22 protein-coding genes and 1 tRNA gene are annotated in these 25,193 nt (G+C 63.8%); 15 read left to right on the forward strand and 8 right to left on the reverse strand.

Annotation, left to right across the window (positions count from 1 at the left end; translation table 11 throughout):
* The first annotated feature begins 182 nt into the window (after nucleotides 1-182).
* Nucleotides 183-1,373, forward strand: coding sequence for a tRNA 2-thiouridine(34) synthase MnmA (mnmA, locus tag ACWGTI_RS02840; protein ID WP_181061261.1), 1,191 nt, complete (start codon nucleotides 183-185; stop codon nucleotides 1,371-1,373).
* Between the two features lie 46 nt (nucleotides 1,374-1,419).
* Here mnmA and ACWGTI_RS02845 read toward each other — a convergent pair whose 3' ends face one another.
* Entirely contained in the window at nucleotides 1,420-2,379 is a 960-nt protein-coding gene (locus ACWGTI_RS02845) for a Gfo/Idh/MocA family protein (protein ID WP_454585701.1), read from the reverse strand.
* A 340-nt stretch (nucleotides 2,380-2,719) separates the two neighbouring features.
* Here ACWGTI_RS02845 and ACWGTI_RS02850 point away from each other — a divergent pair.
* From ACWGTI_RS02850 to ACWGTI_RS02865, 4 genes are all read left to right on the forward strand, one after another.
* Nucleotides 2,720-2,796: transfer RNA gene (locus ACWGTI_RS02850), tRNA-Met, on the forward strand.
* 298 nt (nucleotides 2,797-3,094) lie between these two features.
* Entirely contained in the window at nucleotides 3,095-5,227 is a 2,133-nt protein-coding gene (locus ACWGTI_RS02855) for an adenylate/guanylate cyclase domain-containing protein (protein WP_454585702.1), read from the forward strand.
* A gap of 199 nt (nucleotides 5,228-5,426) precedes the next feature.
* Complete coding sequence (gene gloA2, locus ACWGTI_RS02860) at nucleotides 5,427-5,810, forward strand: SMU1112c/YaeR family gloxylase I-like metalloprotein (protein WP_454585703.1); 384 nt, start codon at nucleotides 5,427-5,429, stop codon at nucleotides 5,808-5,810.
* A gap of 402 nt (nucleotides 5,811-6,212) precedes the next feature.
* Nucleotides 6,213-6,500 carry a hypothetical protein gene (locus ACWGTI_RS02865; protein ID WP_454585704.1) on the forward strand — a complete coding sequence of 96 codons (288 nt, stop codon included), beginning with the start codon at nucleotides 6,213-6,215 and terminating at the stop codon, nucleotides 6,498-6,500.
* A 149-nt stretch (nucleotides 6,501-6,649) separates the two neighbouring features.
* Here ACWGTI_RS02865 and ACWGTI_RS02870 read toward each other — a convergent pair whose 3' ends face one another.
* A complete protein-coding gene (locus tag ACWGTI_RS02870; protein ID WP_454585705.1) occupies nucleotides 6,650-7,339 on the reverse strand; it encodes a GntR family transcriptional regulator in 690 nt (229 codons plus the stop codon).
* Nucleotides 7,340-7,642: 303 nt separating this feature from the next.
* On the opposite strand from ACWGTI_RS02870, the gene ACWGTI_RS02875 reads away from it, so the two are divergent.
* The 10 genes from ACWGTI_RS02875 to ACWGTI_RS02920 are packed head-to-tail and all read left to right on the forward strand — an operon-like array spanning nucleotide 7,643 to nucleotide 17,128.
* Nucleotides 7,643-8,770 carry a BMP family ABC transporter substrate-binding protein gene (locus tag ACWGTI_RS02875; RefSeq protein WP_454585706.1) on the forward strand — a complete coding sequence of 376 codons (1,128 nt, stop codon included), beginning with the start codon at nucleotides 7,643-7,645 and terminating at the stop codon, nucleotides 8,768-8,770.
* 22 nt (nucleotides 8,771-8,792) lie between these two features.
* Nucleotides 8,793-9,914, forward strand: coding sequence for an ABC transporter permease (locus ACWGTI_RS02880; protein ID WP_454585707.1), 1,122 nt, complete (start codon nucleotides 8,793-8,795; stop codon nucleotides 9,912-9,914).
* Nucleotides 9,914-10,840: an ABC transporter permease gene (locus ACWGTI_RS02885; protein ID WP_454585708.1), complete on the forward strand. Its 927-nt coding sequence runs from the start codon at nucleotides 9,914-9,916 to the stop codon at nucleotides 10,838-10,840. Before ACWGTI_RS02880 ends, ACWGTI_RS02885 begins: the two co-directional genes overlap by 1 nt.
* A 16-nt stretch (nucleotides 10,841-10,856) precedes the next feature.
* Nucleotides 10,857-11,558: a biuret amidohydrolase gene (gene biuH, locus ACWGTI_RS02890; protein ID WP_454585709.1), complete on the forward strand. Its 702-nt coding sequence runs from the start codon at nucleotides 10,857-10,859 to the stop codon at nucleotides 11,556-11,558.
* 10 nt (nucleotides 11,559-11,568) lie between these two features.
* Complete coding sequence (locus ACWGTI_RS02895; protein ID WP_454585710.1) at nucleotides 11,569-13,098, forward strand: ABC transporter ATP-binding protein; 1,530 nt, start codon at nucleotides 11,569-11,571, stop codon at nucleotides 13,096-13,098.
* Entirely contained in the window at nucleotides 13,098-13,766 is a 669-nt protein-coding gene (locus tag ACWGTI_RS02900; RefSeq protein ID WP_454574602.1) for a cysteine hydrolase family protein, read from the forward strand. Before ACWGTI_RS02895 ends, ACWGTI_RS02900 begins: the two co-directional genes overlap by 1 nt.
* Complete coding sequence (locus tag ACWGTI_RS02905) at nucleotides 13,759-14,109, forward strand: cupin domain-containing protein (RefSeq protein WP_454585711.1); 351 nt, start codon at nucleotides 13,759-13,761, stop codon at nucleotides 14,107-14,109. The genes ACWGTI_RS02900 and ACWGTI_RS02905 overlap by 8 nt, the downstream gene beginning before the upstream one ends.
* The gene (gene atzF / locus ACWGTI_RS02910; protein WP_454585712.1) at nucleotides 14,106-15,950 is read left to right on the forward strand and encodes an allophanate hydrolase; all 1,845 of its coding nucleotides are present in this window, start codon (nucleotides 14,106-14,108) and stop codon (nucleotides 15,948-15,950) included. The genes ACWGTI_RS02905 and atzF overlap by 4 nt, the downstream gene beginning before the upstream one ends.
* Nucleotides 15,951-15,955: 5 nt before the next feature.
* Nucleotides 15,956-16,189: a hypothetical protein gene (locus ACWGTI_RS02915; protein WP_454585713.1), complete on the forward strand. Its 234-nt coding sequence runs from the start codon at nucleotides 15,956-15,958 to the stop codon at nucleotides 16,187-16,189.
* 54 nt (nucleotides 16,190-16,243) lie between these two features.
* Nucleotides 16,244-17,128, forward strand: coding sequence for a hypothetical protein (locus tag ACWGTI_RS02920; RefSeq protein WP_454585714.1), 885 nt, complete (start codon nucleotides 16,244-16,246; stop codon nucleotides 17,126-17,128).
* A gap of 58 nt (nucleotides 17,129-17,186) precedes the next feature.
* Here the strand turns inward: ACWGTI_RS02920 and amaB are convergent, their stop codons facing one another.
* From amaB to ACWGTI_RS02950, 6 genes are all read right to left on the reverse strand, one after another.
* Nucleotides 17,187-18,701 carry an L-piperidine-6-carboxylate dehydrogenase gene (gene amaB, locus ACWGTI_RS02925; protein ID WP_454585715.1) on the reverse strand — a complete coding sequence of 505 codons (1,515 nt, stop codon included), beginning with the start codon at nucleotides 18,699-18,701 and terminating at the stop codon, nucleotides 17,187-17,189.
* A 185-nt stretch (nucleotides 18,702-18,886) separates the two neighbouring features.
* A complete protein-coding gene (locus ACWGTI_RS02930) occupies nucleotides 18,887-20,161 on the reverse strand; it encodes an RNA polymerase sigma factor (protein ID WP_454585716.1) in 1,275 nt (424 codons plus the stop codon).
* Nucleotides 20,158-20,532, reverse strand: a complete 375-nt coding sequence (locus ACWGTI_RS02935) for a YciI family protein (protein WP_454574596.1) — start codon at nucleotides 20,530-20,532, stop codon at nucleotides 20,158-20,160. Before ACWGTI_RS02935 ends, ACWGTI_RS02930 begins: the two co-directional genes overlap by 4 nt.
* A gap of 81 nt (nucleotides 20,533-20,613) precedes the next feature.
* The gene (locus ACWGTI_RS02940; RefSeq protein WP_454585717.1) at nucleotides 20,614-21,714 is read right to left on the reverse strand and encodes a DNA topoisomerase IB; all 1,101 of its coding nucleotides are present in this window, start codon (nucleotides 21,712-21,714) and stop codon (nucleotides 20,614-20,616) included.
* 112 nt (nucleotides 21,715-21,826) lie between these two features.
* Nucleotides 21,827-22,711, reverse strand: coding sequence for a transglutaminase family protein (locus ACWGTI_RS02945; RefSeq protein WP_454585718.1), 885 nt, complete (start codon nucleotides 22,709-22,711; stop codon nucleotides 21,827-21,829).
* A 65-nt stretch (nucleotides 22,712-22,776) separates the two neighbouring features.
* A complete protein-coding gene (locus tag ACWGTI_RS02950; RefSeq protein WP_454585719.1) occupies nucleotides 22,777-25,188 on the reverse strand; it encodes a circularly permuted type 2 ATP-grasp protein in 2,412 nt (803 codons plus the stop codon).
* Nucleotides 25,189-25,193 lie beyond the last annotated feature (5 nt).

A 25,193-nucleotide genomic window follows, 5' to 3' on the forward strand; every position in this document is an offset into this window, starting at 1 on the left:
ACCCTAATGACTAGGTAAGGATCATGAACGCCGCGTTAGTCTTTTCGTCGGCATTTGAGTGGACGGTCGGCAGGCGCACAATTTTCCCGCCAAATCGGCGCTGCCGCAAAGCTGGCGCCGCTGATGTGGTTGACCTATATTCGCGCCACTGCCATTGAAGCGCCGCGCAGAACGAAAGAACCATGAACAGCCTCGATCTTCCCGCCAGCCCGCAAAACACCCGCGTCGTCGTCGCCATGTCGGGCGGTGTCGATTCGTCCGTCGTCGCAGGCCTTTTGAAGCGCGAAGGTTATGATGTCGTCGGCGTCACGCTGCAGCTCTACGACCATGGCGCGGCAACGCACCGGGCCGGCTCGTGCTGCGCCGGCCAGGATATTGACGACGCCCGCCGCGTTTCCGAGACATTGGGCATCCCGCATTACGTGCTCGACTATGAAGAGCGGTTCCGCAAGGCGGTGATTGACCCGTTCGCCGAAAGCTATGTCGCCGGCGAGACGCCGATCCCGTGCGTATCCTGCAATCAGACGGTGAAGTTTGCCGATCTGCTGGCGACCGCCAAGGACCTTGGCGCCGACGCGCTCGCTACCGGCCATTATATCCGGTCCGGCGCCAACGGCGCCCACCGCGCACTGTTCCGGCCGGTCGATGCCGACCGCGACCAGAGCTATTTCCTGTTTGCCACCACGCAGGCGCAGATCGACTATCTGCGCTTTCCACTCGGCGGCCTGTCGAAGCCGGCGGTGCGGGCTATCGCCGAAGAGATGGGGCTGACGGTCGCCGCCAAGCAGGACAGCCAGGACATCTGCTTCGTTCCGCAGGGCAAGTATTCCGACATCATCGCCAAGCTGAAGCCGGCTGCCGCCAATCCGGGCGACATCGTCCATATCGACGGCCGCGTGCTCGGGCGCCATGATGGCATATTGCGCTACACGATCGGCCAGCGCCGTGGCATCGGCATCGCTTCCGGCGAGCCGCTTTACGTCGTCCATCTCGATGCCGACCGGGCGCGCGTCATTGTCGGCCCGCGCGAGGCGCTGGAGACGCACAAGATCTACCTGCGCAACATGAACTGGCTGGGCGATCGCGCGCTGTCCGACATTCCGGCGGCCGGCATGGAACTGTTTGCCAAGGTCCGCTCGACGCGGCCGCCGCGGCCGGCCGTGCTGCATCACCGCGCCGGCAGCACCTTTGTCGAACTGGTCGACGGCGAGTCCGGCATCGCGCCAGGGCAGGCCTGCGTGCTCTATTCCGACGATGGCAACGAAGCCCGCGTCTTCGGCGGCGGCTTTATCGAGCGCTCCGAGCGCGGCGCCGAGGCCGAAGCCATGCTGACGCGGCTCGCCGCCAGGCCGGCGCAGGTTCCCGCGGAATAAGCGCCATCCTCTCAGAGACTGCCTTCAGCGCAGCTTCCAAACGGTCTCAGGATTTGGTGTGCGTGACCGTGCCCGCGGTCAGGATGCGCAGCACCCTGATCGCTTCCTCGCCGCTGGTGCGCGGCTCGGCCCGCGTCTCGATGCACTGGATGAAATGCTCCAGTTCGCGCGTCAGGGGCATGCCCTGGCCGACCGCGACATAGGACGGCTCGTTGGTGGTGAAGGCCCACTGGCCGCTGTCCTGCCACACTGCGTGGCGGTAGACGGCAAGCTTGCGCTCCCACGGCTCGACATCGTCGAACACCGCCATCGCCTTGGTGCCGACCACGGTCAGCCGCCGCTCGCGATAGGGATTGAGGCGCGAGGTGAAGAGATGGCTGCGCAATCCGTTGGGAAAGCGCATATGCAGATGCGCGAAGTCGCTGAGGTTATCGAGCAGTGCCGCACCCTCGCCCCTGACCTCGATCGGCTCGGTGCCGGTGATGGCCAGGATCATCGACAGGTCGTGCGGCGCCAGATCCCACAGCGCGTCGTTCTCGGTGTGGAACTTGCCGAGGCCGAGGCGATGCGAATGGATGTAGCGGACTTCGCCAAGTTCCCCATTGTCGATCAGCGCCTTCAGCGTCTCGAAGGCGGGATGGAAGCGCAAGACATGACCGACCATGAAGACGCGGTCATTGTCCTTTGCCGCCTGCACGGCACTTTCGGCGTCGGGCACAGTCAGTGCAATCGGCTTCTCCACCAGCACATCCTTGCCGGCCTCAGTGGCGCGCACGGCGAGATCGGCATGAAATTGCGGCGGCAGCGCCATGACGATGGCGTCGATATCGTCACGCACGAACAGCTGGTCGGGCTCGATCGCCAGGCAGTCCTGCTCGCTGGCAAAACCTTCGGCCCGCGCCCGGTTGGCATCGGAAACCGCATGCAGCGCGCCAAGCGCCTTTAGGGTGCGGATGTGGTTTGAGCCCCAGTATCCGCAACCGAGGACTGCAATGCGCGGCTTCATCAGCTTAAAACTCTAATTTCTTGGCCGAGACATAGCGACGTGCCCCGTCGAACTCAACCCCGGCGACCAGAGCATGGTCCCGAAAAGTGGGAACCGGTTTTTCGGAAAAAGACCATTCTCAAACAAAAGACCAGAGCCCCATCCCGACGCCATCGGGATTGAAAAGGCTCTAGCCTCTGAGGTCTGCCCGGCAAAGCTTTTTGCCAGCGGCAATATGCCGGCGCGCCTGACGCATCGATGCTTGACAGGCTCGCCCTCCCAACCTTATATCCGCGCGACCTTGGCGAACGCCCCGAAATGCCTTTCGATTTAAGGCGGATTTCGGGCCTTTCGCCGCCCTGGCGGGGTAGCTCAGTTGGTTAGAGCACGGGAATCATAATCCTGGGGTCGGGGGTTCAAGTCCCTCTCCCGCTACCATCGCTTTCATAAGCAAAATCAAAAGCTTGAGTGTGGCCAAAGTGGCCGCATTCCTTGCTTTTTATGTCGCGTCACGTAGCAACTGGCTACCGTTGATTCCCAGGGTTTCCTGTCGGGATCCGGCGACATGGCATCCAGCATGTCGAATCCACAACACATTCCCGCACACGTCTCGCAGTAAATTTGGTATGCATATGCGAGGGGAGGGGTAGCAGATGAAACACAATCTTGGCTTGCGTCCGATGCGACGCCGACGCTCCTGTTTCCGAAGACCTGATGCAAAGCAAAGTAAGATCTCATGTCTTCTTCAGATGTGACCGGCTCATCCAGCCCAACGGGCTGGGGATTGGCTGCAAAGCTGTTTACAACCCTCGTCCTTCTTGGCGCGATCGCGGTCATGGTCACCGGGGCGCTCGGTTACTTCCGCGCCCGCGACGCTCTCGAAAAAGCAGTGTTCGACCAACTCACGGCCGCCCGTCAGACCAAGACGCGCCAGGTCGAAACCTACTTCCGCACGATCGAGGCGGAACTGCGCCTGCTTGCCGCTTCAAAGATGGTGGTCGATGCTACACGCGAGTTCCGGACCGCGGTCGACCAACTCGACCGGGAAGGCGCGCCGCCTGAACTACGGCAGAGGGTCGGCGATTGGTACGCCGAGAACTTCATCCCCGGAATGACGCGCACCCTGGGCAGGGAACCAGCCCTGTCGGACTACCTGCCGGTCGATGGTGCCCCCTTCTATCTGCAGTATCACTACATTGTGGAAAATCCCAACCCGGCGGAGCGGCGCAAGCTTCTCGACGACGCCGGCGACGGGAGCGAATATTCCAGGCTGCACGCCATCTATCATCCATTGATGCGCGCCGCGGCTACCACGGTCGGCTTTTTCGATTTCATGATTGCCGATCCCAAATCGGGTCGCCTGATCTATACGGTCGAGAAGGAGGTGGATTTCACCACGTCTCTTCAGTTGGGTCCGTACCGCCGCACCAACGTCGCGGCCGCCGTCGCCCGCTGCTCGCAAATAGCAGACCCGTCAGCCATATGCCTCGTAGATTTCGCCTCTTATGCGCCATCGGGCGGTGCACCGATCGCCTTCATGGCTGCACCTGTGATTGCCCAGGGCGTCGTCATCGGCGTGCTGGTCGCGCAATTGTCGAATGATGAGATCGACAACGTTGTCACCGGTAACCGCCGCTGGCGGCAGGAAGGGTTCGGCGATACGGGTGAGGCCTATCTCGTCGGACCTGATTATCTGGTGCGATCTGGCTCGCGGGCGTTCTACGAGAACCGCGATAACTTCTTCTCCGACCTGAAATCCGTGGGCACTTCGGACGAGGAGATCGCGATCATTCAGCGTTACGGGACACCAGTGTTGCATCAGCGCGTCGACACCGAGGCCTCCCGTGCCGCGCTCGCCGGTGTCGACGGCACGGGCGAGATCATCGGATACCGTGGCGTCCCGACGCTCGCTTCATGGGGACCGCTCGCGATTTCCGATGTCAAGTGGGCTCTCGTCGCCAAGATCGACAGCGCCGAGGCCTTCGCACCGATCGCCCAGCTCCGCCGGGATCTGCTGCTCGTCGGGGCACTGGCGATGGCCGTGGTCGCCGCCACCGCCGCCTGGCTTTCGCGCGCGCTGCTCGGACCGCTCCGCGATCTCACTGCCGGGGTGAAACGCTTCTCTGCCGGCGACTATGCGACCAGCGTGCCGGTCCGTACGCGCGACGAGATTGGCGAGCTCTGCCTGGCGTTCAATGGCATGGTTGAGGATCTGCACCAAAAGAATGTCGTAATCGAGAACAAAAACCGAGAGAACGAGCAGCTGCTGCTCAACGTCCTGCCGGCACCGATCGCCAATCGGCTGCGCGCCGGCGAGGAGAGGATCGCCGACGGCTTCGCCGAGGTCACGGTCGCATTCGCAGACCTGGTCGGGTTCACGGCACTGACATCGGAAATGCCGCCGCACGATGTCGTGATGTTTCTCAACGGACTCTTCACGCGCTTCGACGTTGCCGCCAATGATCTCGGCATCGAGAAGATCAAGACGGTGGGCGACTCCTATATGGCGGTGTGCGGCCTACCCGTGCCGGTAGCCAACCACGCCGAGCGCATGGTCCGCATGGCCATCCGCATGGTTCACATTACCCGCGAGCACGCGATGGAACACAACGTCTCGATGAAGCTCAGGGTTGGCGTCAACAGCGGGCCAGTGGTCGCCGGCGTCATCGGGAAGAGTAAGTACATCTATGATTTATGGGGCGACACTGTGAACCTGGCGAGCCGCATGGAATCTGCCGGAGTTCCCGACTCTGTTCAGGTGACGCGCCCCGTCTACGAGCAGCTCAAGGACCAATTCGTCTTCGAGACGCGCGGCGCTATCGAAGTCAAAGGCAAGGGAAAAGTGGAAGCCTGGGTATTGAGATTTTAGTCGCGGGGGCAGCTCCGATGCCGGCTTGCCCTCCACCTATCGCGAGGCCAGAGCCGATATGGTTGCGCTCTGCCGGCAACATCGTGCGCAAGGCAAAATCCTCAAGGCGAGGCGCCCCTCGCGAAGGCAACATCAACAAAGTGCCGCCTACCCGATGGTGACCTTGGCCTCAAATCCCAGCTTGGCTAGAGTTCGTGGCATGCTGAACGCAATTCACCACGTCGCGCTCATCTGCACCGACTACGACCGGTCGCGACAGTTCTACGTCAACCTCCTCGGCCTCGATCTGATCCGGGAGGTCTATCGGGAGGACCGGCAGTCGTGGAAGGCGGATCTGCGGATCGGGTCGGTCCAGCTGGAATTGTTCTCCTTCCCTGCCCCAGTGATGCGGCCGTCCTATCCAGAGGCGACGGGCCTGAGACATCTGGCGTTTGCCGTGGCGAATCTTGATCCCGTAATTATGCGCCTGGAAGCCGCCGGTGTCGCCGTTGAGCCAATCCGGATCGACCCATATACAGATCAACGTTTTGCGTTTTTCAGCGACCCAGATGGGTTGCCGCTGGAACTATACGAAGTCCCATAAGGACCGGTTTGTCGATTTCGAGACGACGTCATCGGAGATGGGAACGGCAGTCGGCAGACATAGTCCGCCGGCACGGGTGAGTCACCAGGCTCCTTGCCATAGGAGGCCGACCCGCTCGCATGTCGATCATTGAGGCCAGCATCGCTGTGCACTCAGAAACGAACCCTCACGATCCAGAATCGACAGCCATATGGACCAGCACGAGCGCCGAACAGCAGGCGCCCTGGGCGAAAAGACGAGCACTCGATAGATTGGATCCTAAGCAAGAGGTTCAAATTTGAGCTTCTGCACTCATGCTTTGTCGAGAGTATCTCCTGTAGTCTTTCAATCCTTCTGCGCCGTAAGTTTTAGCCGGTTTTGAGTCCCCTCCGGCGACGATGGCGACGAAATAGGAGAACGCCAATGACTCGCAGTCACGTTGAACGTCTTGGAGAGTTCAGGGAAATCCTGGTCGCGACTCGACGCGAAGGAGTTCGTAACGTCCATCATACTCGCGACGCAATGCGGGCAAGTGGCTTTCAGATCGGAGACAGCGATGGCTCTAGCTATGGAGTCCAGCTGAAGGCGCTTCAAGAGGAAATTGAGGCTGTCGATCGCGCCATAGAAGACGAGAAGCGGTTGGCCTTGACCCTCGAAAGCGCGGCTCAATCCCGCCGACCGCCCAAGCCGAGAATCGTGAAGGGAACTTAGAGTCGCGTACGGCCGTTGGCGCCCGCCGCGTCAATAGCCCGCGGTATGACATCGAGCTCATCGCCGCCGCGGTGAGCGCCCCGAACATCATCCGTCATCAGCCTTCGGGGGACGGCTGAAGCTGCCCTCTGCAGGCTTCTTCTGTTTTGTCAGCTGGCGGTGACCGGCAGCGTCGTATTTGCGCCCTTCGGCCGTTCGCCGAGAGCAAAGACAGCGCTTGCTACGCTTACGATTGAAACATGATCCTTTGCTGCGGCGCCCGCGGCGACGCCATCGCCGCGCAGGATCGCCGTGACGATGGCGTCATGTTCCTGCCAGGATTTGGCCAGGCGGCCGGCAAGCCTGAACTGCGCGCGACGGAAGGGGGCCAGCCGGCTGCGCGTCGCTGCTGTCAGTTCGTAGATATGCGTGCTGTGGGCGCCGCGATAGAGCCGGCTGTGGAATTCGGTGTTGAAATGTTCGTAGTCCTCCTCAGCGCCGAGCCGCACCAGCCGCGCCGAGGCCTGATGCTCGATCTCCAGCGCGCGGCGCTCGCCGCCGGTCATGCGCTCGGCGCAGAAGCGCGCGCAAATTCCTTCCAGCTCCGCCATGCTTTCGAACATGGAAGCCAGATGTTCCTGGGTGACCACCGCGACGATCGCGCCCCGATTGGGCCGTCTTTCGACAAGACCCATGGCGCTGAGCTGGCCAAGGGCTTCGCGCACCGGCGTGCGTGACACCTCGAAGCGGGCGGCAAGCGAAGCCTCGTCGAGTTTTTCACCGGGGCGCAGCACGCCGGTGACGATGCGGTCGCCGATCGCCCTCACCATCTGATCGACGGTCGTACCGGACCGGATCAAGCTGCGCTTTCCCGACACCTCTGCCTCGTCTCCCGCTTCTTCAGGCCATGAAATCGAGCAGCGAACACGCTGTCACGACTCACGCCGGCACCTTCTATGCCTATATTTTAATCTGCGTGTCAAATTGTCCATTATGAAGGCAAAAAGTGTATGCAGTTGCCGCCGCATTGTGCAGAAGGAGAAAGCTGCGCCTCTGATTATATTGCATAAATTTGAATTTTTGAACTGGCACGGTGATTGCATGCACTTTCTTATCGAGGCGTTAACCGGCTTCCTGAGGGGCCCTGAAAGAGGAGCATTAACATGACTGACCGTTTCATGCTTAGCCGCCGCCAGTTGCTCAAGACCACCGCCGCCGGGGCGACACTCGGCCTTGCCTCGGCGTCCTTTCCCATCTCGAGGGCCTTTGCCGCCGCCGCCACGGTCGGCTTCATCTATGTCGGGCCGAAGGACGACTATGGCTACAACCAGGCGCATGCCGAAGGTGCTGCGACGCTGAAGGGCATCGAGGGCATCACCGTCGTCGAGGAGGAGAACGTGCCGGAGACGGTCGATGTCCAGAAGACGATGGAATCGATGATCAATCTCGACGGTGCCTCACTGATCTTCCCGACCTCGTTCGGCTATTTCGACCCCCACATGCTGGCCATGTGCGCGAAATTCCCCGACGTCCAGTTCCGCCACTGCGGCGGCATGTGGAACAAGGACAAGCACCCGATGAACGCCGGCTCCTATTTCGGCTATATCGGCATGGGCCAGTACCTGAACGGCGTCGTCGCCGGCCATACCAGCAAGTCGAAAAAGCTCGGCTTCGTTGCCGCCAAGCCGATCCCGCAGGTCCTGCTCAACATCAACTCCTTCCTGCTCGGCGCGCGCTCGGTCGACCCGACCATCACCTGCCAGGTCATCTTCACTGGCGAGTGGTCGCTGGCGGTCAAGGAGGCGGAGGCCACCAATGCGCTGGTCGACCAGGGCATCGATGTCGTCACTTGCCATGTCGACAGCCCGAAAGTGGTTGTCGAGACGGCCGCTGGCCGCGGCGCCTTCGTCTGCGGCTATCACGCCAACCAGAGCCCGCTGGCGCCGGAAAAATACCTGACCGGCGCCGAATGGAACTGGGCCAAGGTCTACAAGATGTTCGTCGACGACCTCGTCGCCGGCAAGCCGCTGCCCAATTTCACCCGCGGCGGGCTGGCGGACGGCTTCGTCAAGATGAGCCCGCTCGGCCCCGCCGTCGGCGAGCCGGCGCGCAAGCAGTTCGACACCACGCTGGCCGAAATGATGAAGGGTGGCTTCTCCGTCATCAAGGGTCCGTTGAAGAGCAACAAGGGCGTTGTCGTCGCCACCGAAGGGCAAGCCTTCGCGGAGACGGCGATCGAGCTCGAAAGCATGGACTATCTTGTCGAGGGCGTCGTCGGCTCGACCGCGTAAACCGGGCGGACGGAGGCGGGTCATGGCAGAGACGGTCAGCAGTGCGGACGTGCCGGTGTTCGGCCTCAAGGGCTATCCGGCGGCGCTCGAATGGCTCGCACGGCGTGCCGAGGCCTTCGTCATTCCGGTCGCGGCGCTGATTGTCGGCATGGCGATCTTCAGCCTGTTCATCCTGGCGGTCGGCAAATCGCCGGTGCAACTCTACGAAGTGATGTGGCGCGGCGGCTTCGGCTCCTGGTTCTCGATCCAGAACTCGCTGTCGCGGGCCGCGCCGCTGCTCTTCGCGGCACTGTGCGTGGCGCTGCCGGCGCGGCTTGGCCTCGTCGTCATCGGTGGCGAGGGTGCCATCGTGCTCGGCGGCGTTGCCGCTGCGACCATCGGCGTGACGCTCAGCGGCACGCCTTCCTTCATCGTCATTCTTGCCATGGGCGTGGCGGGCATGGCCGCCGGCGGCATCTGGATCGGTGCCGTCGGCGCGCTGCGCCACTACCGGGCCGTCAACGAGACGATTTCCAGCCTGCTGATGGCCTATATCGCCATCGCGCTGATGAACCAGCTGGTGGAAGGGCCGCTGCGCGATCCGGCCTCGCTCAACAAGCCCTCGACCCAGCCGTTGGCGGACATCTACCGCATCGGCAACATCCCCGGCATGGACGTGCATTGGGGGCTGCTCGTCGGCGTCGTCGCCTGCATCATATCCTGGTTGCTCATCGAAAAGACCCGCTGGGGGTTTGCCGCACGCATCGCCGGGGGCAATGTGCGGGCAGCGCAGGTCCAGGGGCTGGCCGTCGGGCCGCTCATCGTTGGCTTTACCGCGCTGGCCGGCGGCTTCGCCGGGCTTGCCGGCATGCTGGAAGTCGCCGCAGTTCAGGGCAGCGCGAATGCCTCGCTCGCCGCCGGCTATGGTTACACCGGCATTCTCGTCGCCTTCCTTGCCCGCCATAACCCGCTGGCCATCATCCCGGTCGCCGTCCTGCTCGGCGGCATCGACGCTTCGGGCGGGCTGATCCAGCGCCGCATGGACCTGCCCGACGCCACCGTGCTGGTGTTGCAGGGCATGATCTTCATCGTCATCCTGTTCAGCGAAACCTTCTACGGCCGCCTCAAGGCCTTCAACCCCGATCTCTGGAAGGGAGCCGCCTGATGGACGGGACCGAGATCGGCCTCTGGGGCGTACCACTGGCCATCCTGGGGGGCGCCATTCGCGTCTCCACACCCTTCATCTTCGTCTCGCTGGGCGAGGCGATCACCGAGCGTTCCGGCCGCATCAACGTTGGACTGGAAGGCACACTCGTCTTCGGCGCCATGACCGCCTACGCGGTTGCGGTGATGACCAACTCGCCCTGGATCGGCCTGCTCGCCGCTGCCATTGCCGGCATCTGTTTCGGTCTCTTCCACGGCTGGATCTGCAAATTCCCCAAGGTCAATGACATCGCCATCGGCATCGCGCTGATGCTGTTCGGGTCGGGCCTCGCCTTCTTCTTCGGCAAGCCGTTCATCAAGCCGAAGGCGCCCAATTTGCCCGCCATTCCCTTCGGCGGCTGGTCCGACATTCCACAGGTGCAGGCCGCGCTCGACGTCAACGTCCTGTTCCTCATCGGAGCCGTGCTTTCGGTCGTTCTGTGGTGGGCATTCCGCAACACCCGCGCCGGCCTGATCGTGCGCGTCGTCGGCGACAGCTCCGATGCCGCACGCGCCATGGGCCTCAACCCCGATACGGTGCGGCTGCTCGCCACTGGCGTCGGCGGCGCGCTGGCTGGCGTCGGCGGCGCCTACCTGTCACTCTACTATCCCGGCAGCTGGACCGAACGCATCTCGTCGGGCCAGGGCCTGATGGCGGTGGCGCTGGTCATCTTCGCGCGCTGGAATCCGCTCGGCTGCTTTGCCGCCGCCCTTCTGTTCGGCGGGGCAGGCGCGCTCGGCCCCGCCCTGCAATCGGTCGGCGTCACGCAGGGCTATTATCTGTTCTATGCCGCTCCCTACATCCTCACCCTCATCATCATGATTGCTACCTCGTCACCGACGCGCTCGCTTGCCGGCGCGCCGGGTGAACTGTCGATCACCAAATGACTGGAGTTTCTTGCCGATGAACGCCAGAGCCGAAATCATCCAGCATACGATCGACGCCGAGCCGTATCCATGGCCCTATAATGGCGACCTCAGGCCCGACAACACGGCGCTCATCATCATCGACATGCAGACGGATTTCTGCGGGCCCGGCGGCTATGTCGACCATATGGGTTATGACCTTTCGCTGGTGCGCGCGCCGATCGAGCCGATCAAGTGGGTGCTGTCGGCAATGCGGGCCAAGGGCTACACCATCATCCATACGCGAGAGGGGCACCGGCCCGATCTCGCCGACCTGCCGGCCAACAAGCGCTGGCGTTCGCGCCGCATCAATGCCGGCATTGGCGATGCCGGCCCGTGCGGGCGCATCCTGGTGCGCGGCGAGCCTGGCTGGGACATCATCCCCGACCTTTATCCAATCGAAGGCGAGCCGATCATCGACAAACCCGGCAAGGGGTCGTTCTGCGCCACCGACCTTGAGCTGATCCTCAACCAGCGCGGCATCCAGAACATCGTGCTGACGGGCATCACCACCGATGTCTGCGTGCACACCACCATGCGCGAGGCCAATGACCGCGGCTATGAATGCATGATGCTGGAGGATTGCTGCGGGGCGACCGACCACGGCAATCATCTGGCGGCGATCAAGATGATCAAGATGCAGGGCGGCGTCTTCGGCACGGTGTCGAATTCGAAGGCGCTCGTCGCGCAGCTACCATAAGAGAGCCGTGATGAGCGGCAGTGTCAGAAAGGCCGTCGGCGTCGAAACCATCGGCATGACCATGCGCTTCGGCGGCTTCACGGCGCTGGACAGCGTTTCCGTGAGGGTGCCGGCAGGTTCGTTCCATGCGCTGCTGGGTGAGAACGGCGCCGGCAAGTCGACGCTGGTCAAATGCATGATGGGTTTTTATCACCCGACCTCCGGCGACATCCTGGTTGATGGCCGCGAGGTCAGGATTGACAGTCCTCGCGACGCGTCGGCGCTCGGGCTCGGCATGGTCTACCAGCATTTCACCCTAGTGCCTTCGCTGACGGGTGCGGAGAACCTCGTCATCTCGCGTAAAACGGTTCCCGGCATCATCGACTGGCGCAAGGAACGCGCCGGCCTTGCCATGTTCATGGAGCGCATGCCGTTCAAGCTCCCGCTCGACGTCAAGGTGGCGGAGCTTGCCGCCGGCGAGAAGCAGAAGCTCGAGATCATCAAGCAGCTCTATCTCGGCCGCTCCTTCGTGGTGCTTGACGAGCCGACCTCGGTGCTGACGCCCGGCGAGGCGCAGGAGGTGCTGGGGCTGGTGCGCGCCATGACGAGGGCGGGCGACCTCACTGTGCTGATGATCTCGCACAAATTCCACGAGGTGACGGCCTACGCCGACGATGTCAGCGTGCTGCGCAAGGGCAAGCTCACCGGAACCGGCCGCGTCGCCGATCTCGACCACAAGGCGATGGCGGCGATGATGATCGGAGACCAGCCGATCGCAGCCCTCGACAGCCGCGCCGCGCCGAAACCCGATGCCGAAACGGTGCTGAAGGTCAGGTCGCTGAAGGCGCCTGACAGAACCGGGCTGAAGTCGATCCGCATCGAGGATCTCGGCGTGCGCTCGGGCGAGATCGTCGGCATCGCCGGCATTTCCGGCAATGGCCAGAAGGAGTTTCTGGAAGTGCTGGCCGGCCAGCGCCCACGCGAGGCGGGCGAGGTCTTGGTGCGCGGCACCACCTATGCGGCGACCCGCGCCGAGGCCCGTGCGCTCAATGTCCGTCTCATCCCCGAGGAGCCGTTGAAGAACGCCTGCGCGCCGAAAATGACGGTGGCCGAGAACATCTCCTTCCGCACCTTTGACATCGACGGCAACGGCAGACCTGTGAACTGGATCAGCACCAGTGCCATTCGTGCCTTCAGCGCCCGGCTGGTCGAGCAGTTCAGGGTCAAGACCGCGTCACTGTCCTCGCCCATCGCCTCGCTGTCTGGCGGCAATGTGCAGCGCGCCGTGTTAGCCCGCGAACTGACTGGCGCGGTCGACCTGCTGATCGTCTCCAACCCGTGTTTCGGCCTCGATTTCTCGGCGGTCGCCGAAATCCGTGCCCGCATCATGAAGGCGCGCAATGCCGGTGCTGCGGTGCTTCTGATGTCGGAAGACCTCGACGAACTGCTGGAACTCTCCGACCGCATCTTCGTCATGTCGGACGGCGGGCTGGTCTATGAAACGCCGATCGCGCAGGCGAGCGTCCAGACCATCGGCGAGCATATGGCGGGACATCACTGATGGCTGAAATCGATGCGCTGCCGTTTCCCTTCGTCTTCAAGCCGGAATCCATGGCACTGATCGTCATCGACATGCAGCGCGATTTCGCCGAGCCCGGCGGCTTCGGCGCCAGCCTCGGCAACGATGTCAGCCGTGTCACGGCCATCGTGCCGACGGTGAGGAAACTGATCGAGGGCTTTCGTGCCGCGGGCCTGCCGGTGATCCATACGATGGAGTGCCACAAAGCCGACCTTTCCGACCTGCCGCCGGCCAAGCGCAACCGTGGCAATCCGTCGATCCGCATCGGCGACATCGGTCCGATGGGCCGCGTGCTGATATCAGGCGAACCGGGCACGGCGATCCTCGATGAGTTGGCCCCCCTGCCCGGCGAGATCGTCATCGAGAAGCCGGGCAAGGGCGCCTTCTATGCGACCAGCTTCGGTAACGACCTCAAGTGGCTCGGCGCGCAGCAACTCGTCTTTGCCGGCGTCACCACCGAGGTCTGCGTGCAGACGACGATGCGCGAAGCCAATGACCGGGGCTATGAGTGCCTGCTGGCTGAGGATGCGACCGAAAGCTATTTCCCCGAATTCAAGGCGGCAGCGCTCGCCATGATCCGCGCGCAGGGCGCGATCGTCGGCTGGACCGCGACCACCGACCAGGTGCTGCAGGGACTTGCCAATGGCTAATCTAGCTTTTGCCGGTCTCGCCGCCGGCGGCTGGCGCGAGCTGACATACGAGCATTTTCGCGAGGGCATCACGGTCCACTGGCTGCTCAAGGGCGGACCGGTCGAGCCATCGGTCGCGATCCTCAACTATCGGCCCGGCGCCGGCGTGCCGCGTCATCGCCATGTCGGGCTGGAAACAATCGTCGTGCTCGATGGCACGCAGAGCGACGAGAATGGCGATTATCCGGCCGGCAGCGTGGTCCTGAATCCGGTCGGAACCGAGCATGCGGTGTGGACGAAGGACGGCTGTACCGTGCTGATCCAATGGGACCTGCCGGTGATCATTCTGGGGGAGGCAAAATGAGCGATATCCGCTTCGACATCGGCGGTCTGCACAAGGCCTACGCGGATGGCCTCAGCGTTGCCGCCATGATCGATGCCGTTCATGCCCGCATCGCGGCCGCCGACGATCCGGGCATCTTCATCCATGTCGCCAGCAAGGCGCGGATGCTTGCCGAGGCTGAAGCGCTCGGGCCGTTCGATCCGGTGCTGAAGCCGCTGTGGGGCATCCCGTTCGCCGTCAAGGACAACATCGACGTCGAAGGCATGCCGACCACGGCGGCCTGCGCCGAATATGCCTATCCGCCGGAGACGGACGCCACAGTGGTGGCGCGGCTCAAGGCCGCCGGCGCGCTTGTGGTGGGCAAGACCAATCTCGACCAGTTCGCGACCGGTCTTGTCGGCGTGCGCACGCCGTATCCGATCCCGAGGAACGCCGTCGATGCGAGCCTCGTGCCGGGCGGCTCTTCGTCGGGCTCCGCCGTGGCGACGGCGCGCGGCATCGTCTCTTTCGCGCTTGGCACCGACACGGCAGGGTCCGGCCGTGTTCCCGCCGGCCTCAACAACATCGTCGGGTTGAAACCCACGGTCGGCGCGCTCTCGACCACCGGCGTCGTGCCAGCCTGCCGCACGCTTGATTGCATCTCCGTATTCGCGTTGACCGTCGACGACGCCTATGCGGTTTTCGGCGTGGCCGCCGCCAAGGACCCGGCCGATGCCTATTCGCGGGCGATCAAAGTGCCGGCCCTTGCCGTGCGCCCGCCTGTGCTGAGTGTCGGTGTCCCGGCGAAGGCGGATCTCGAATTCTTCGGCGACACTTCGATGCGGGCGGGCTTCGAGGCGACTCTTGGTCGTCTGGAAATGCTTGGCTGCCGGCTGGTCGAAATCCCGTTCAGTGATTTCTACGCCACCGCCAACCTTCTCTACGAAGGTGCCTGGGTGGCCGAACGCTACGCGGCCATCCGCGACTTCATGGACGCCAACGAAGCGGCCATCCATCCGGTGACGCGCAAGATCATCGGCGGCGCTCGCAACCTTTCGGCTGCCGACGCCTTCAACGGCCTGTATGCGCTTCAGGCTTACAAGGCGAAGCTTGCCCCGGTCATCGCTTCGGTCGACCTGTTTTGCGTCCCGACGGCCCCGATCCACTATACGCTTGATGCCGTGCTCGCCGATCCGATCGCCACCAACAGCCGGCTCGGCACCTACACCAATTTCGTCAACCTGCTCGACATGTGCGGCATTGCCGTGCCAACCGGCAAGCGCGACGACGGGCTGCCGATGAGCGTGACCTTGCTGGCCGCCGCAGGCAACGACTGGTTGACGGCGGCACTCGCCCGCGAACTCCATGCCGCGAGTGCGCTTCCACTCGGCGCCACTGGCTGGGCACAGCCGGACCAAGGACCGTTCGGCGAATATGCGCAGGACGGGATGATAGATCTGGTGGTCGTAGGCGCGCACCTTTCGGGAATGCCGCTCAACGGTCAGCTGCGGGATCTCGGCGCCAGGTTCTCGAAGGCAGTGAGGACATTGCCCGCTTACCGGCTCTATGCACTTGCCGGACAATCCGTGCCAAAGCCCGGTCTCGTCCGGGTCTCCAAGGATGGTGTGCGGATAGACGTTGAAGTCTGGCGGCTTGATCCAGACGCCTTCGGACGCTTCGTCGCTGCCATCCCGCCGCCGCTCGGTGTAGGAACGATCGAACTCGAGGATGGCAGCGCGGCCAAAGGGTTCCTGGTCGAAACCGCCGGCCTCGCAGGCGCGTCCGATATCTCCATCTACGGTGGCTGGCGCAGTTTTGTCAGACGTGACCAAGCCGATCAAACCGACCTCCGGTCAAAGAGGACCGCGGCTCTCCCGATGTAGATCGAATGAAGCCCAGATTCGCGGACGGCATTGTTGGCTTGCGGAAGCAGGTGTTGGATGCCGCGTTTGTCAGTCAACCATCGGCGGATCCGCAAGGCCGAGCAGAAAAAGCGCGTGACGCTTTCGCCATCGCAATTGCCTCAAAATCAAAGGGATTGAGCGGTTTCAACATGTCTGTGGAGCGATTGGCCGCTCTAGGCCTTTTGTCCGGGTTGGCATGGCTGGACACGGGCGTCTAAGGCTGGAACTGTGATTGCGTCTTCGCTGCCGGGGCTGGCCGGAGGACGAGGAGGATGGCGCTGAATTTCGAATATATTGCCGGCCATCCGGCGCTGCATCGTTATGTCCAGGCGCAGTCGAAGGCGCTGCTGCACATCTATGAAACGAGCCCGCGCCTGGCCGCCGTGTTCGCCACGCAACAGCGTTGGCTGCTGGCTCACACCGGCCTTGCCCTGCATTTCGCCCGCGACCGGCGCGATCCCCGCACGGAACTTACCCTCGCCCGCTTCATCGATGCCGTGCTTCGCTATTCCGTCGCCAGCCGCAACACCGCCGAGGCCTTCGTCAAGGAGATGCTGCACTACCGCATCATCGAATACCTGCCGCACACCGGCGACGGACGGGCCCACCCCTTTCAGGTGACGGCGGCGACGCTGAAGGAATTCGATGGCTGGGTGATCGCGCATCTGCGCACGCTCGACGGTCTCGATGGCGGCAACCGCCTCACCTTGTTTCTCGAGCAGCACGGCATGATCGCCAGGCTGCAGCCGATGGTGGCGGAAGGCCTGCTTTCCTCCAACCCGGTGCGCGAGCCCAAGCAGACCTTCTCGCTGTTCATTTGGCTCAACAATGGCGGCATCGTCATGGATCGGCTGATGTCGGGCATCGACCCTGATCATGCCGGCCTCGACCAGATCCCGACCAGCGTGGTTTCGATCGGCGAATTCGCCAGTTGGTTAAAACTCTCGCGCACTCATCTGGCGCGCAAATTGCGCGAGGCCGAAAAGCTCGGCAGCGTCGGCTGGATGGGCCGGCGCGGGCATTCGGTGATGTGGGTCTCGAACAGCTTCTACCAGGAATACATGACCGTGCAGGCCGCCAAGCTTGCGGTCATCGATGCCGCTTTCGCGGCATCGTTTCCATTGCCGGCAAGCGGAACGATCCAGGCAGAACGATAGCGATCCATCCCGACTGAAGCGGGATGGATCAACTGGTCAGGGAAGCCAGCGCACCGCCTCAATCGATGTCAAAAGACACGCCCTGCGCCAGCGGCAACGCCTTGGAATAGTTCACCGTGTTGGTGGCGCGGCGCATATAGGCCTTCCAGGCATCCGAGCCGCTTTCGCGGCCGCCGCCGGTTTCCTTCTCGCCGCCGAACGCGCCACCAATCTCGGCGCCCGATGTGCCGATATTGACGTTGGCGATGCCGCAATCCGAGCCGTCGACGCCGAGGAAGCGCTCGGATTCCTGCAGGTCACGCGTGAAGATCGACGATGACAGCCCGGCGCCGACTGCATTGTGCTCGCCAAGCACGGCGTCGAAGTCGGAATATTTCATCACATAGAGGATCGGCGCGAAGGTTTCTTCCGTCACAGGCGCAACCTGCTTCGGCATTTCGACCAGCGCCGGATGCACGTAGTAGGCGTCGGGATGACCATTCTCGACCCGCGTGCCGCCGGTCACCTTGCCGCCATGGGCGCCGGCTTCCTTCAGCGCCTTCTGCATGGCGTCGAAAGCCGCCTTGTCGATCAGCGGCCCGACCAGCGAGGAAGTCTCCAGCGGATTGCCCACCGAAACACTCTCGTAGGCTTTCTTCAACCGGGGCAGCAGCGCATCATAGACGCTGTCATGCACGAACAGGCGCCGCAGCGTCGTGCAGCGCTGGCCGGCGGTGCCCATGGCGCCGAAGGCAATGGCGCGCAGCGCCATGTCGAGATCGGCGGTCGGGCAGACGATGCCGGCATTGTTGCCGCCGAGTTCGAGCACGGCGCGGGCAAAGCGCTTGGCCAGCCTTGGGCCGACATCCCGGCCCATGCGCGTCGAACCGGTGGCCGAGACCAGCGGCACCTTGGGATGGTCGACCAGGATCTCGCCGACGGCGCGATCACCGATCAGCACCGGCGCCAGACCCTGCGGCGCATCCGCGCCGAAGCGCTTGACCGCGCGGGCAAAAATCGCCTCGCAGGCGAGCGCCGTCAGCGGCGTCTTTTCCGACGGCTTCCACACCACGGCGTCGCCGCAGACCAGCGCCAGCGCTGCATTCCAGGACCACACCGCGACCGGGAAGTTGAAGGCCGAGATGACGCCAACGACGCCGAGCGGATGCCAGGTCTCCATCATGCGGTGTCCCGGACGTTCGGTGGCGATGGTCAGGCCGTAGAGCTGGCGGGAAAGCCCGACCGCGAAATCGCAGATGTCGATCATTTCCTGCACTTCGCCGAGGCCTTCGGACGGGATCTTGCCGACCTCGATCGATACCAGCCGGCCAAGCTCGGCTTTGTGCGCGCGCAGCTCCTCGCCGAGCAGCCGCACCAGTTCGCCGCGGCGGGGACCCGGCACCATCCGCCAGGCCTGGAACGCCGTGTGCGCGGCGTCGATGGTCCTGGCGGCCTCAGCCGGTGAAATCGTCTTCAGCGCCGCGATCTGTTCGCCCGTCACCGGGCTGCGCACGATGAGGTCGCCGCCGGTGAGCGCATCCTTGGCCACGCCCAGTTTCGCCAAAAGTTCAGCCGTTTCCTTCGCTATCGTCATTTTTATCCCTTTCAGATTCGCTCGCCATCATGTGGCGGCGATCGAGCCTTCGCGCCACGTCGCCCGCGTGCCGCGAAGGCACCTCAGGCGCTGTCATGGCGTGGCATTACTCGTTTCAGGGGAAAATCGCCACCCCGGCATGGTCCAAGCCGGGATTGCACGATTGAGCCAGCGGGGAACAGGCTTCAGTGCGCTGTCTTCGCGGGGGCCTTTACGGCGCCATCCCTCATCAGCCGGTCGATATGCATGCGGATGTGGGCGGCTTCCGCCGCCGTATTGGCGAGTGCAATGGCACGGTCGAAGGCGACACGCGCCTCCTCGCCGCGGTCGAGCTGCATCAACAGGCCGCCTTTGAGGCCGAAGAAGTGGAAATAGCCGGACAGCCTTTCGCCGAGCGGTTCGATCATGGCAAGGGCGGCTTCCGGGCCGCGCACCTTGGCGACCGCGACCGCGCGGTTCAGCGTCACCACCGGCGATGGCTGCATCACTTCCAGCAGGCTGTAGAGCAGGTCGATCTCGGTCCAGTCGGTGTCCTCGGGCGTTGCCGCCCGCGCATGCAGTGCGGCGATCGCCGCCTGCACCTGATAGGGTCCGGGCTTCTGGTGGCGCAGGGCCTTGTCGACAAGCGCCAGGCCCTCGTCAATCATCTTGCGGCTCCACAGTGAACGGTCCTGGTCGTCGAGCAGCACGATCTCGCCATTGCCGTCGAAACGGGCCGGCGCACGGGCATGCTGCAGCAACAGCAGCGCTGTCAGCCCCATGATTTCCGGCTCGGTCTGGAACAGCCTGAGCAACAGCCGCGCCAGCCGGATGGCCTCTTCGCAAAGCGGCGCACGCGCCGGCGCTTCGCCGCTGTTGGTCGAATAGCCCTCGTTGAAGATCAGGTAGACCATGGCGGCGACCGCGGCGAGCCGCTCCGACCGTTCGACCGCGCCTGGTGTCTCGAAGGGCACGCCGGCGTCGGCAATGCGCGCCTTGGCGCGGGTGATGCGCTGCTCCATGGCGCTTTCGCCGACCAGGAAGGCGCGCGCGATCTGCTTGACCGTGAGACCGGAGACTATGCGCAAGGCGACCGCGATCTGCTGCGTCGCCGGCAGGTCCGGATGGCAGCAGATGAACAAAAGCCGCAGGATATCGTCGCGGTAATGCGCGCCGTCCAGCCGCTCGGCGATATCGCTCTCGGCGTCTTCGAGGTCCGATATCTGGTCCTCTTCCGGCATCGGCGCCTGCTTGGCGCGCTTGCGCACCGCATCGATGCCGCTGTTGCGGCCGACAAAGATCAGCCAGGCCGCCGGATCGCGCGGTGGCCCGTTCTGCGGCCAGTTCTTCAGCGCCCTGAGGCACGCGTCCTGGAAAGCCTCTTCCGCGGCGTCGAGGTCGCGGAAATAGCGCAGCAGCGCGCCCATCGCCTGCGGACGGGCGGTGCTGATCGCGTTGCTGATCCAGGCAAGTTCGGTCATGCGGGCACTCTGGCGGGATTGAAGATGGAAACCGGACGTATCTCGTAGGAACCGCCGCTCGGATTGACCTCGGAAAGCTCGCGCGCGAAATCGACGGCCTCGTCGAGATCGGCGCATTCGAGCGTATAGAAGCCGAGGAACTGTTCCTTGGTCTCTGCAAACGGGCCGTCGATGACGACGGGCTCGCCCTTGACCTTGCGCAGCGTCGTCGCGGCGGTGGTCGGCAACAGCCGCGCCACCGGGCCAAGCCGGCCGGCCACGGCATACTTTTCCTGCACCGCCAGAAGATTGGTCATGACCTCGTCGTCCTGTTCCTTGCTCCAAGAGCAGACGACGTCTTCGGAGGCGTAGCAGAGGATAGCATAGAGCATGGCAAGTCCTTTCTCTGTCAAAGGACGAAACAGTAGGACCGATGCCGACACGGCGTCGACAAAAAATTTATGGCGATTTGGTCAGCCTTCCCGAACCTTCAGCCACCTAAGCACCAGCGCCTCCTCGTCGTCGAGACCGTCTATCGATCGCTTGCGCTTGTTGGCCTCGGTCATTTCGCTGAGCAGCCGTCCTTGCGACCACGCTTCGAACACCTGCGGATGGATATAGCATTTGCGGCAGACGGCGCGCGTGTTGCCCAGCCGCTCGGCCACCTTGTCGATGACGGTATTCATCACCCGCTTCACCCCGGCCTGGCTTTCGGGAAGCTCCGTCTGTGCAAACAGCGACGCGGCATGGATCGTGCCGCCCCAGGTGCGGAAATGCTTGGAGCTGAAATCTTCTCCGACAGCATCGCGGATGTAGCGGTTGACGTCGTCGGAGCGAACCGGATGCCGGGCGCCGTCCTCATCCAGATACTGGAAGAGCTTTTGCCCCGGTATATCCTGCGCGCCGCGCACAACCTTGGCGATGCGGCGGTCGACCAGCTGCAGTTTCCACTCCTTGCCGGACTTGCCCTTGAAGGCAAAGCGCAGGCTCGATCCCTGGATATCGACGTGGCGGTCGCGCAGCGTGGTCAGCCCAAAACTCTTGTTGTCGCGGGCGTAGGCGGCGTTGCCGACCCGGATCATCGTGTTGTCGAGCAGCCAGACGATTGCCGCCACGACGCGCTCGGCCGGCAGGCCGCGGCGGCGCAGGTCGGCATCGATGCGGCGACGCAATTCCGGCAGGCTTTCGGCAAAGGCGACAAGGCTCGAATATTTGGCGCCGTCGCGCTCGGCGGCCCACAGCGGATGGTAGCGATACTGCTTGCGCCCGCGCTGGTCGCGGCCGGTCGCCTGGATATGGCCGGCGGGATCGGGCGAGATCCACACATCCGTCCAGGCGGGCGGAATGGCCAGCGCCTTGATGCGGGCGATGGCCGAAGCGCCGACGGCCTGGCCTTTCGCGCCCTTGTAGGAAAATCCCGCGCCCGTCTTCAGGCGGCGAATACCTGGCTCGCTGTCGCTGACATAGGTCAGCGAAGCCTGTTCGGCGGAGGCCTGCGCGCCATTCTTCGGCGTCCCATTGACTCCCTGCCCGGCAACCGATCGGCCGGATGGCGCCCCGGATCTGTCCAGCATGCCCCCTCCACGAGATTTTTCTCGTAGATAAGCGCCGGACAGGCCACTGGTTCCGCCGCGCCACTTAGAATGGCGGCACCAGCCAATCTTGCTCGTTGGCGTTTCGACGCAGCTACGCTTTTTCCAGCGCAACGGGAATGACATCGACCGCCTGGTCGCCGACTTGTCCGCCGGTGGTTTTCAAGACGCCGACGATCGGCGCCACGTCGGAATAGTCGCGGCCGTAGCCAACGGTGATATGGTCGTTGCTTGCCCGCATGCCGTTGGTCGGGTCGAATTCCTGCCAGCCGGCATCGCGCCCGCACCACACCTTGACCCAGGCATGCATGGCATCGGCGCCTTCGAGCCGTGGCTTGCCCTTCGGCGGAATGGTGCGCAGGAAGCCGCTGACATAGCCGGCGGGGATGCCAAGCCCGCGTAAGCCGGCGATCATGATGTGCGAGAAATCCTGGCACACGCCGCGCTTCAGGCGGAAGGCGTCGCTTGCCCTGGTATGCACGGTGGTCGCCTTGCCGTCATAGATGAAGTCGCGATGGATGCGGTTGCACAGATCGATGGCCGTGCCCACCGTCGAGCCGCTGGCGCTGCCGCGTGCATAGGCGGTGATCGCCGCATCGATGCCGGCATGATCGCTGGCCATGAGAAAGTGATGCGGCGCGTCAGCCGCCAGTGACCGCACCGCGCCGAGTTCTTCCCTCAGGCGCCGCAAGTCGGGCGACACGTCGAGCCCAGGCTCCGGACGCGACACCGACACGCGCGCACTCATCCTGATGTCGAGCCCGTCATGGACATTGCGAAAGGCGATGGCGGTGACGTTGTTGCCGAAGAAATCGGAAAAATCGGTGCGCTCCGACGGGGTCGGCACAAACGAAAGCGAGGCGGCGACCACACGCTGTACGCCCTCAATGGTCGGCGGCAACACGCGCACCTGATGTCGGCTGCCACCGGCCGCGGCGTCATAGTCGTAGCTGAGATGAAGCCTGATGTCGTACAGCATGCCTACTTTTCTTGTTTGACGGAGGCTCTTCTCGCAAAACCGCGCGACACTTTTGCGGAGCCTGCTTAGCCGAAATACGCTTTGGCGAGGCTGTTGTAGAGGTTGCCGATCTCGGTGGCGAGATCGTCCAGCACCTCCGCCGACATCTCCGATGGCTCCATGACGGCAATTGCCGTATTGAGCTGCAGGATTTCCTTGGCCGCCGCCGACATATGCCCTTCCGGGCCGACAGACGGCAAGAGGCCGATTTCCGCCCTCAGCCGTTCGAGCTGGAACAGGATAGAGCGTGGGTTGAGCGGGTCGAGCGCCAAAAGGTCGATCACCGTGCGCCGTCCGGCCCGCACCGGATACTGCCGGCGATGGGTCATGACGCTGTCGCCGATCTCCAGCATCATGTCGAGCGAGCCGTCCGGCGCACTGGCTCGGGTGAGACAGGCAAGCGTGCGGGCGATCTGGATGCCGCGCTCGATGCGCCGGCCGATCTCGAGGAAACGCCAGCCGGTGAAACGGTACATGTTCTCATGCAGCAGGCCGGAAAAGCCGGCGAGCTTGCGCAGCATGACCGTCATCGCCCGCGTCGCATCGTCGCCCGGCGCCACTGTCGTTGCGAATTGGTGGATGGTCTTGGACAGGTCCTTCAATGCCAGCCAGCCATCGGGCGAAAACCGGTCGCGGATCTGCCCGGCGCTGTAGACGGCGCTGTCCAGCGTGCCGATCAATCCGGGCGGAATGGCTGCTTCGAGGTCGATGCCGAACGGTTCGAGATAGTCCCTGACGCCGGCGAGCAGCGGCATGTCCGGATCGGACGTCTCGGCCAGCCGCACATGATAGGCGCGCAGGATGCGCACCGTGTCTTCCGAGCGCTCGATGTAGCGGCCGAGCCAGGTCAGGTTTTCGGCCGCACGGCTGGGCAGGCTGCCCGGCATGGTGCGGGCAAAACTGTCATGCTCCTGCGGCAGCAGCGTCTCGCGCTCGACCGGCTTGTCGCTGACCACCCAGACGTCGGCCGCCTGGCCGCCGCGCTGCATGGCGATAGCCGTCGGGTCGAGCGAGAGGCCAACGCGGGCGAAACCACCCGGCATCACCGTCCAGCCCTCCGGCGTGCGCGCCAGATAGACGCGCAGGCTGGCCGGCCGTGGTTCCAGCCAGCCGCCGACATAGACCGGCGTCGTCGACAGCGTCACCGCTTCCTGGCCAACGAAACCGCCGCCGTCGCTCTCGATCCGCGCAATCAGCGCAGTGCGTTCCTCGGGCGTCAGCGCCGAACCGAGCCTGGTCTGATCATCGTCCTCGAAGGCAAGGCGCGTCGACAGCGCCGGGCCGACCACCATGCGGTCGAGATTGGCAATCACATGCCGGCGTTCGCTGTCCTGCCCGCACCACCAGGTGGCGACGCTCGGCAACAAAAGCTCTTCGCCGCGCAATGCGCGCGAGATCTCCGGCAGGAAGGCGAGCAGCGCCCGCGTCTCCATCAAGCCGGAGCCCAGCGCGTTGACGGTCGAAACGGCACCGCGGCGGATCGCCTCGACCAGCCCAGGCGTGCCGATCTGCGAGTCGGGCCTGAGTTCCAGCGGATCGGCGAAGGCGGCATCGAGCCGTCGCCACAGCACGCTGATCGGCATCAGCCCGGACACCGTGCGCACCATCAACTTGCCGCCGGAGACTGTCAGGTCTTCGCCCTCGAGGAGCATGATGCCAAGATAGCGGGCGATATAGGCGTGCTCGTAATAAGTCTCGTTGAGCGGCCCCGGCGTCAGTATGGCGACGCGGCCGTCATTCTCCTTGGCCATGCCGATCAGCGCATCGCGAAAACGGCGGAAGAAGCCGGCCAGGCGATGCACATGCATCTCGCCATAGATGTCCGACAGCGCACGCGTGGTGGCGACGCGGTTTTCCAGCGCAAAGCCGGCGCCCGACGGTGCCTGCGTACGGTCGCCCAGAACCCACCAGCGTCCATCCGGCCCGCGGCCAAGCTCGAAGGCGCAAAAATGCAGGAAATGCCCGCTGGCCGGCCGGGTGCCGGCGATCGGCCGCAAATATTCAGGGCTCGCCGCAATCAGGCCGGCCGGCAGGATACCCTTCTCGACCAGCCGGTTCGGCCCGTAAATGTCGGCGACGATCTCCTCGAACAGATCGGCCCGCTGCACGAGACCGGCGCTGATCTCGGCCCATTCCCTGTCTTCGATCAGCAGCGGAATATGCGCCAGCGGCCATTCGCGCTCATTGGCGCCGGCCTTGTCGTAGACGCGGTAATAGACGCCGGCGTCGCGCAGATACTGGTCGGCGCGGGCAAAGCGCTGGCCGAGCTTTTCCGGGCCCAGTTCCTCCAGCGCCTCTATGAAAGCGGCCCAGGCTGGACGCGGATGACCCGACGCATCGACCATCTCGTCAACGACACCGTCAATCGGCTGGTAGTGCTCCAGCAGACTGTGCCTCAGCGGCTTGCCGCGGATCTTTTTCTGATTCCCCTTTGCCATCGCTG

The organism is Mesorhizobium sp. ArgA1 (assembly GCF_053714375.1).

Coding starts and splice junctions, on each gene's coding strand:
- mnmA (WP_181061261.1), top strand. CDS start 183: ATGAACAGCCTCGATCTTCCCGCCAGCCCGCAAAACACCCGCGTCGTC.
- ACWGTI_RS02845 (WP_454585701.1), bottom strand. CDS start 2,379: ATGAAGCCGCGCATTGCAGTCCTCGGTTGCGGATACTGGGGCTCAAAC.
- ACWGTI_RS02855 (WP_454585702.1), top strand. CDS start 3,095: ATGTCTTCTTCAGATGTGACCGGCTCATCCAGCCCAACGGGCTGGGGA.
- gloA2 (WP_454585703.1), top strand. CDS start 5,427: ATGCTGAACGCAATTCACCACGTCGCGCTCATCTGCACCGACTACGAC.
- ACWGTI_RS02865 (WP_454585704.1), top strand. CDS start 6,213: ATGACTCGCAGTCACGTTGAACGTCTTGGAGAGTTCAGGGAAATCCTG.
- ACWGTI_RS02875 (WP_454585706.1), top strand. CDS start 7,643: ATGACTGACCGTTTCATGCTTAGCCGCCGCCAGTTGCTCAAGACCACC.
- ACWGTI_RS02880 (WP_454585707.1), top strand. CDS start 8,793: ATGGCAGAGACGGTCAGCAGTGCGGACGTGCCGGTGTTCGGCCTCAAG.
- ACWGTI_RS02885 (WP_454585708.1), top strand. CDS start 9,914: ATGGACGGGACCGAGATCGGCCTCTGGGGCGTACCACTGGCCATCCTG.
- biuH (WP_454585709.1), top strand. CDS start 10,857: ATGAACGCCAGAGCCGAAATCATCCAGCATACGATCGACGCCGAGCCG.
- ACWGTI_RS02895 (WP_454585710.1), top strand. CDS start 11,569: ATGAGCGGCAGTGTCAGAAAGGCCGTCGGCGTCGAAACCATCGGCATG.
- ACWGTI_RS02900 (WP_454574602.1), top strand. CDS start 13,098: ATGGCTGAAATCGATGCGCTGCCGTTTCCCTTCGTCTTCAAGCCGGAA.
- ACWGTI_RS02905 (WP_454585711.1), top strand. CDS start 13,759: ATGGCTAATCTAGCTTTTGCCGGTCTCGCCGCCGGCGGCTGGCGCGAG.
- atzF (WP_454585712.1), top strand. CDS start 14,106: ATGAGCGATATCCGCTTCGACATCGGCGGTCTGCACAAGGCCTACGCG.
- ACWGTI_RS02915 (WP_454585713.1), top strand. CDS start 15,956: ATGAAGCCCAGATTCGCGGACGGCATTGTTGGCTTGCGGAAGCAGGTG.
- ACWGTI_RS02920 (WP_454585714.1), top strand. CDS start 16,244: ATGGCGCTGAATTTCGAATATATTGCCGGCCATCCGGCGCTGCATCGT.
- amaB (WP_454585715.1), bottom strand. CDS start 18,701: ATGACGATAGCGAAGGAAACGGCTGAACTTTTGGCGAAACTGGGCGTG.
- ACWGTI_RS02930 (WP_454585716.1), bottom strand. CDS start 20,161: ATGACCGAACTTGCCTGGATCAGCAACGCGATCAGCACCGCCCGTCCG.
- ACWGTI_RS02935 (WP_454574596.1), bottom strand. CDS start 20,532: ATGCTCTATGCTATCCTCTGCTACGCCTCCGAAGACGTCGTCTGCTCT.
- ACWGTI_RS02940 (WP_454585717.1), bottom strand. CDS start 21,714: ATGCTGGACAGATCCGGGGCGCCATCCGGCCGATCGGTTGCCGGGCAG.
- ACWGTI_RS02945 (WP_454585718.1), bottom strand. CDS start 22,711: ATGCTGTACGACATCAGGCTTCATCTCAGCTACGACTATGACGCCGCG.
- ACWGTI_RS02950 (WP_454585719.1), bottom strand. CDS start 25,188: ATGGCAAAGGGGAATCAGAAAAAGATCCGCGGCAAGCCGCTGAGGCAC.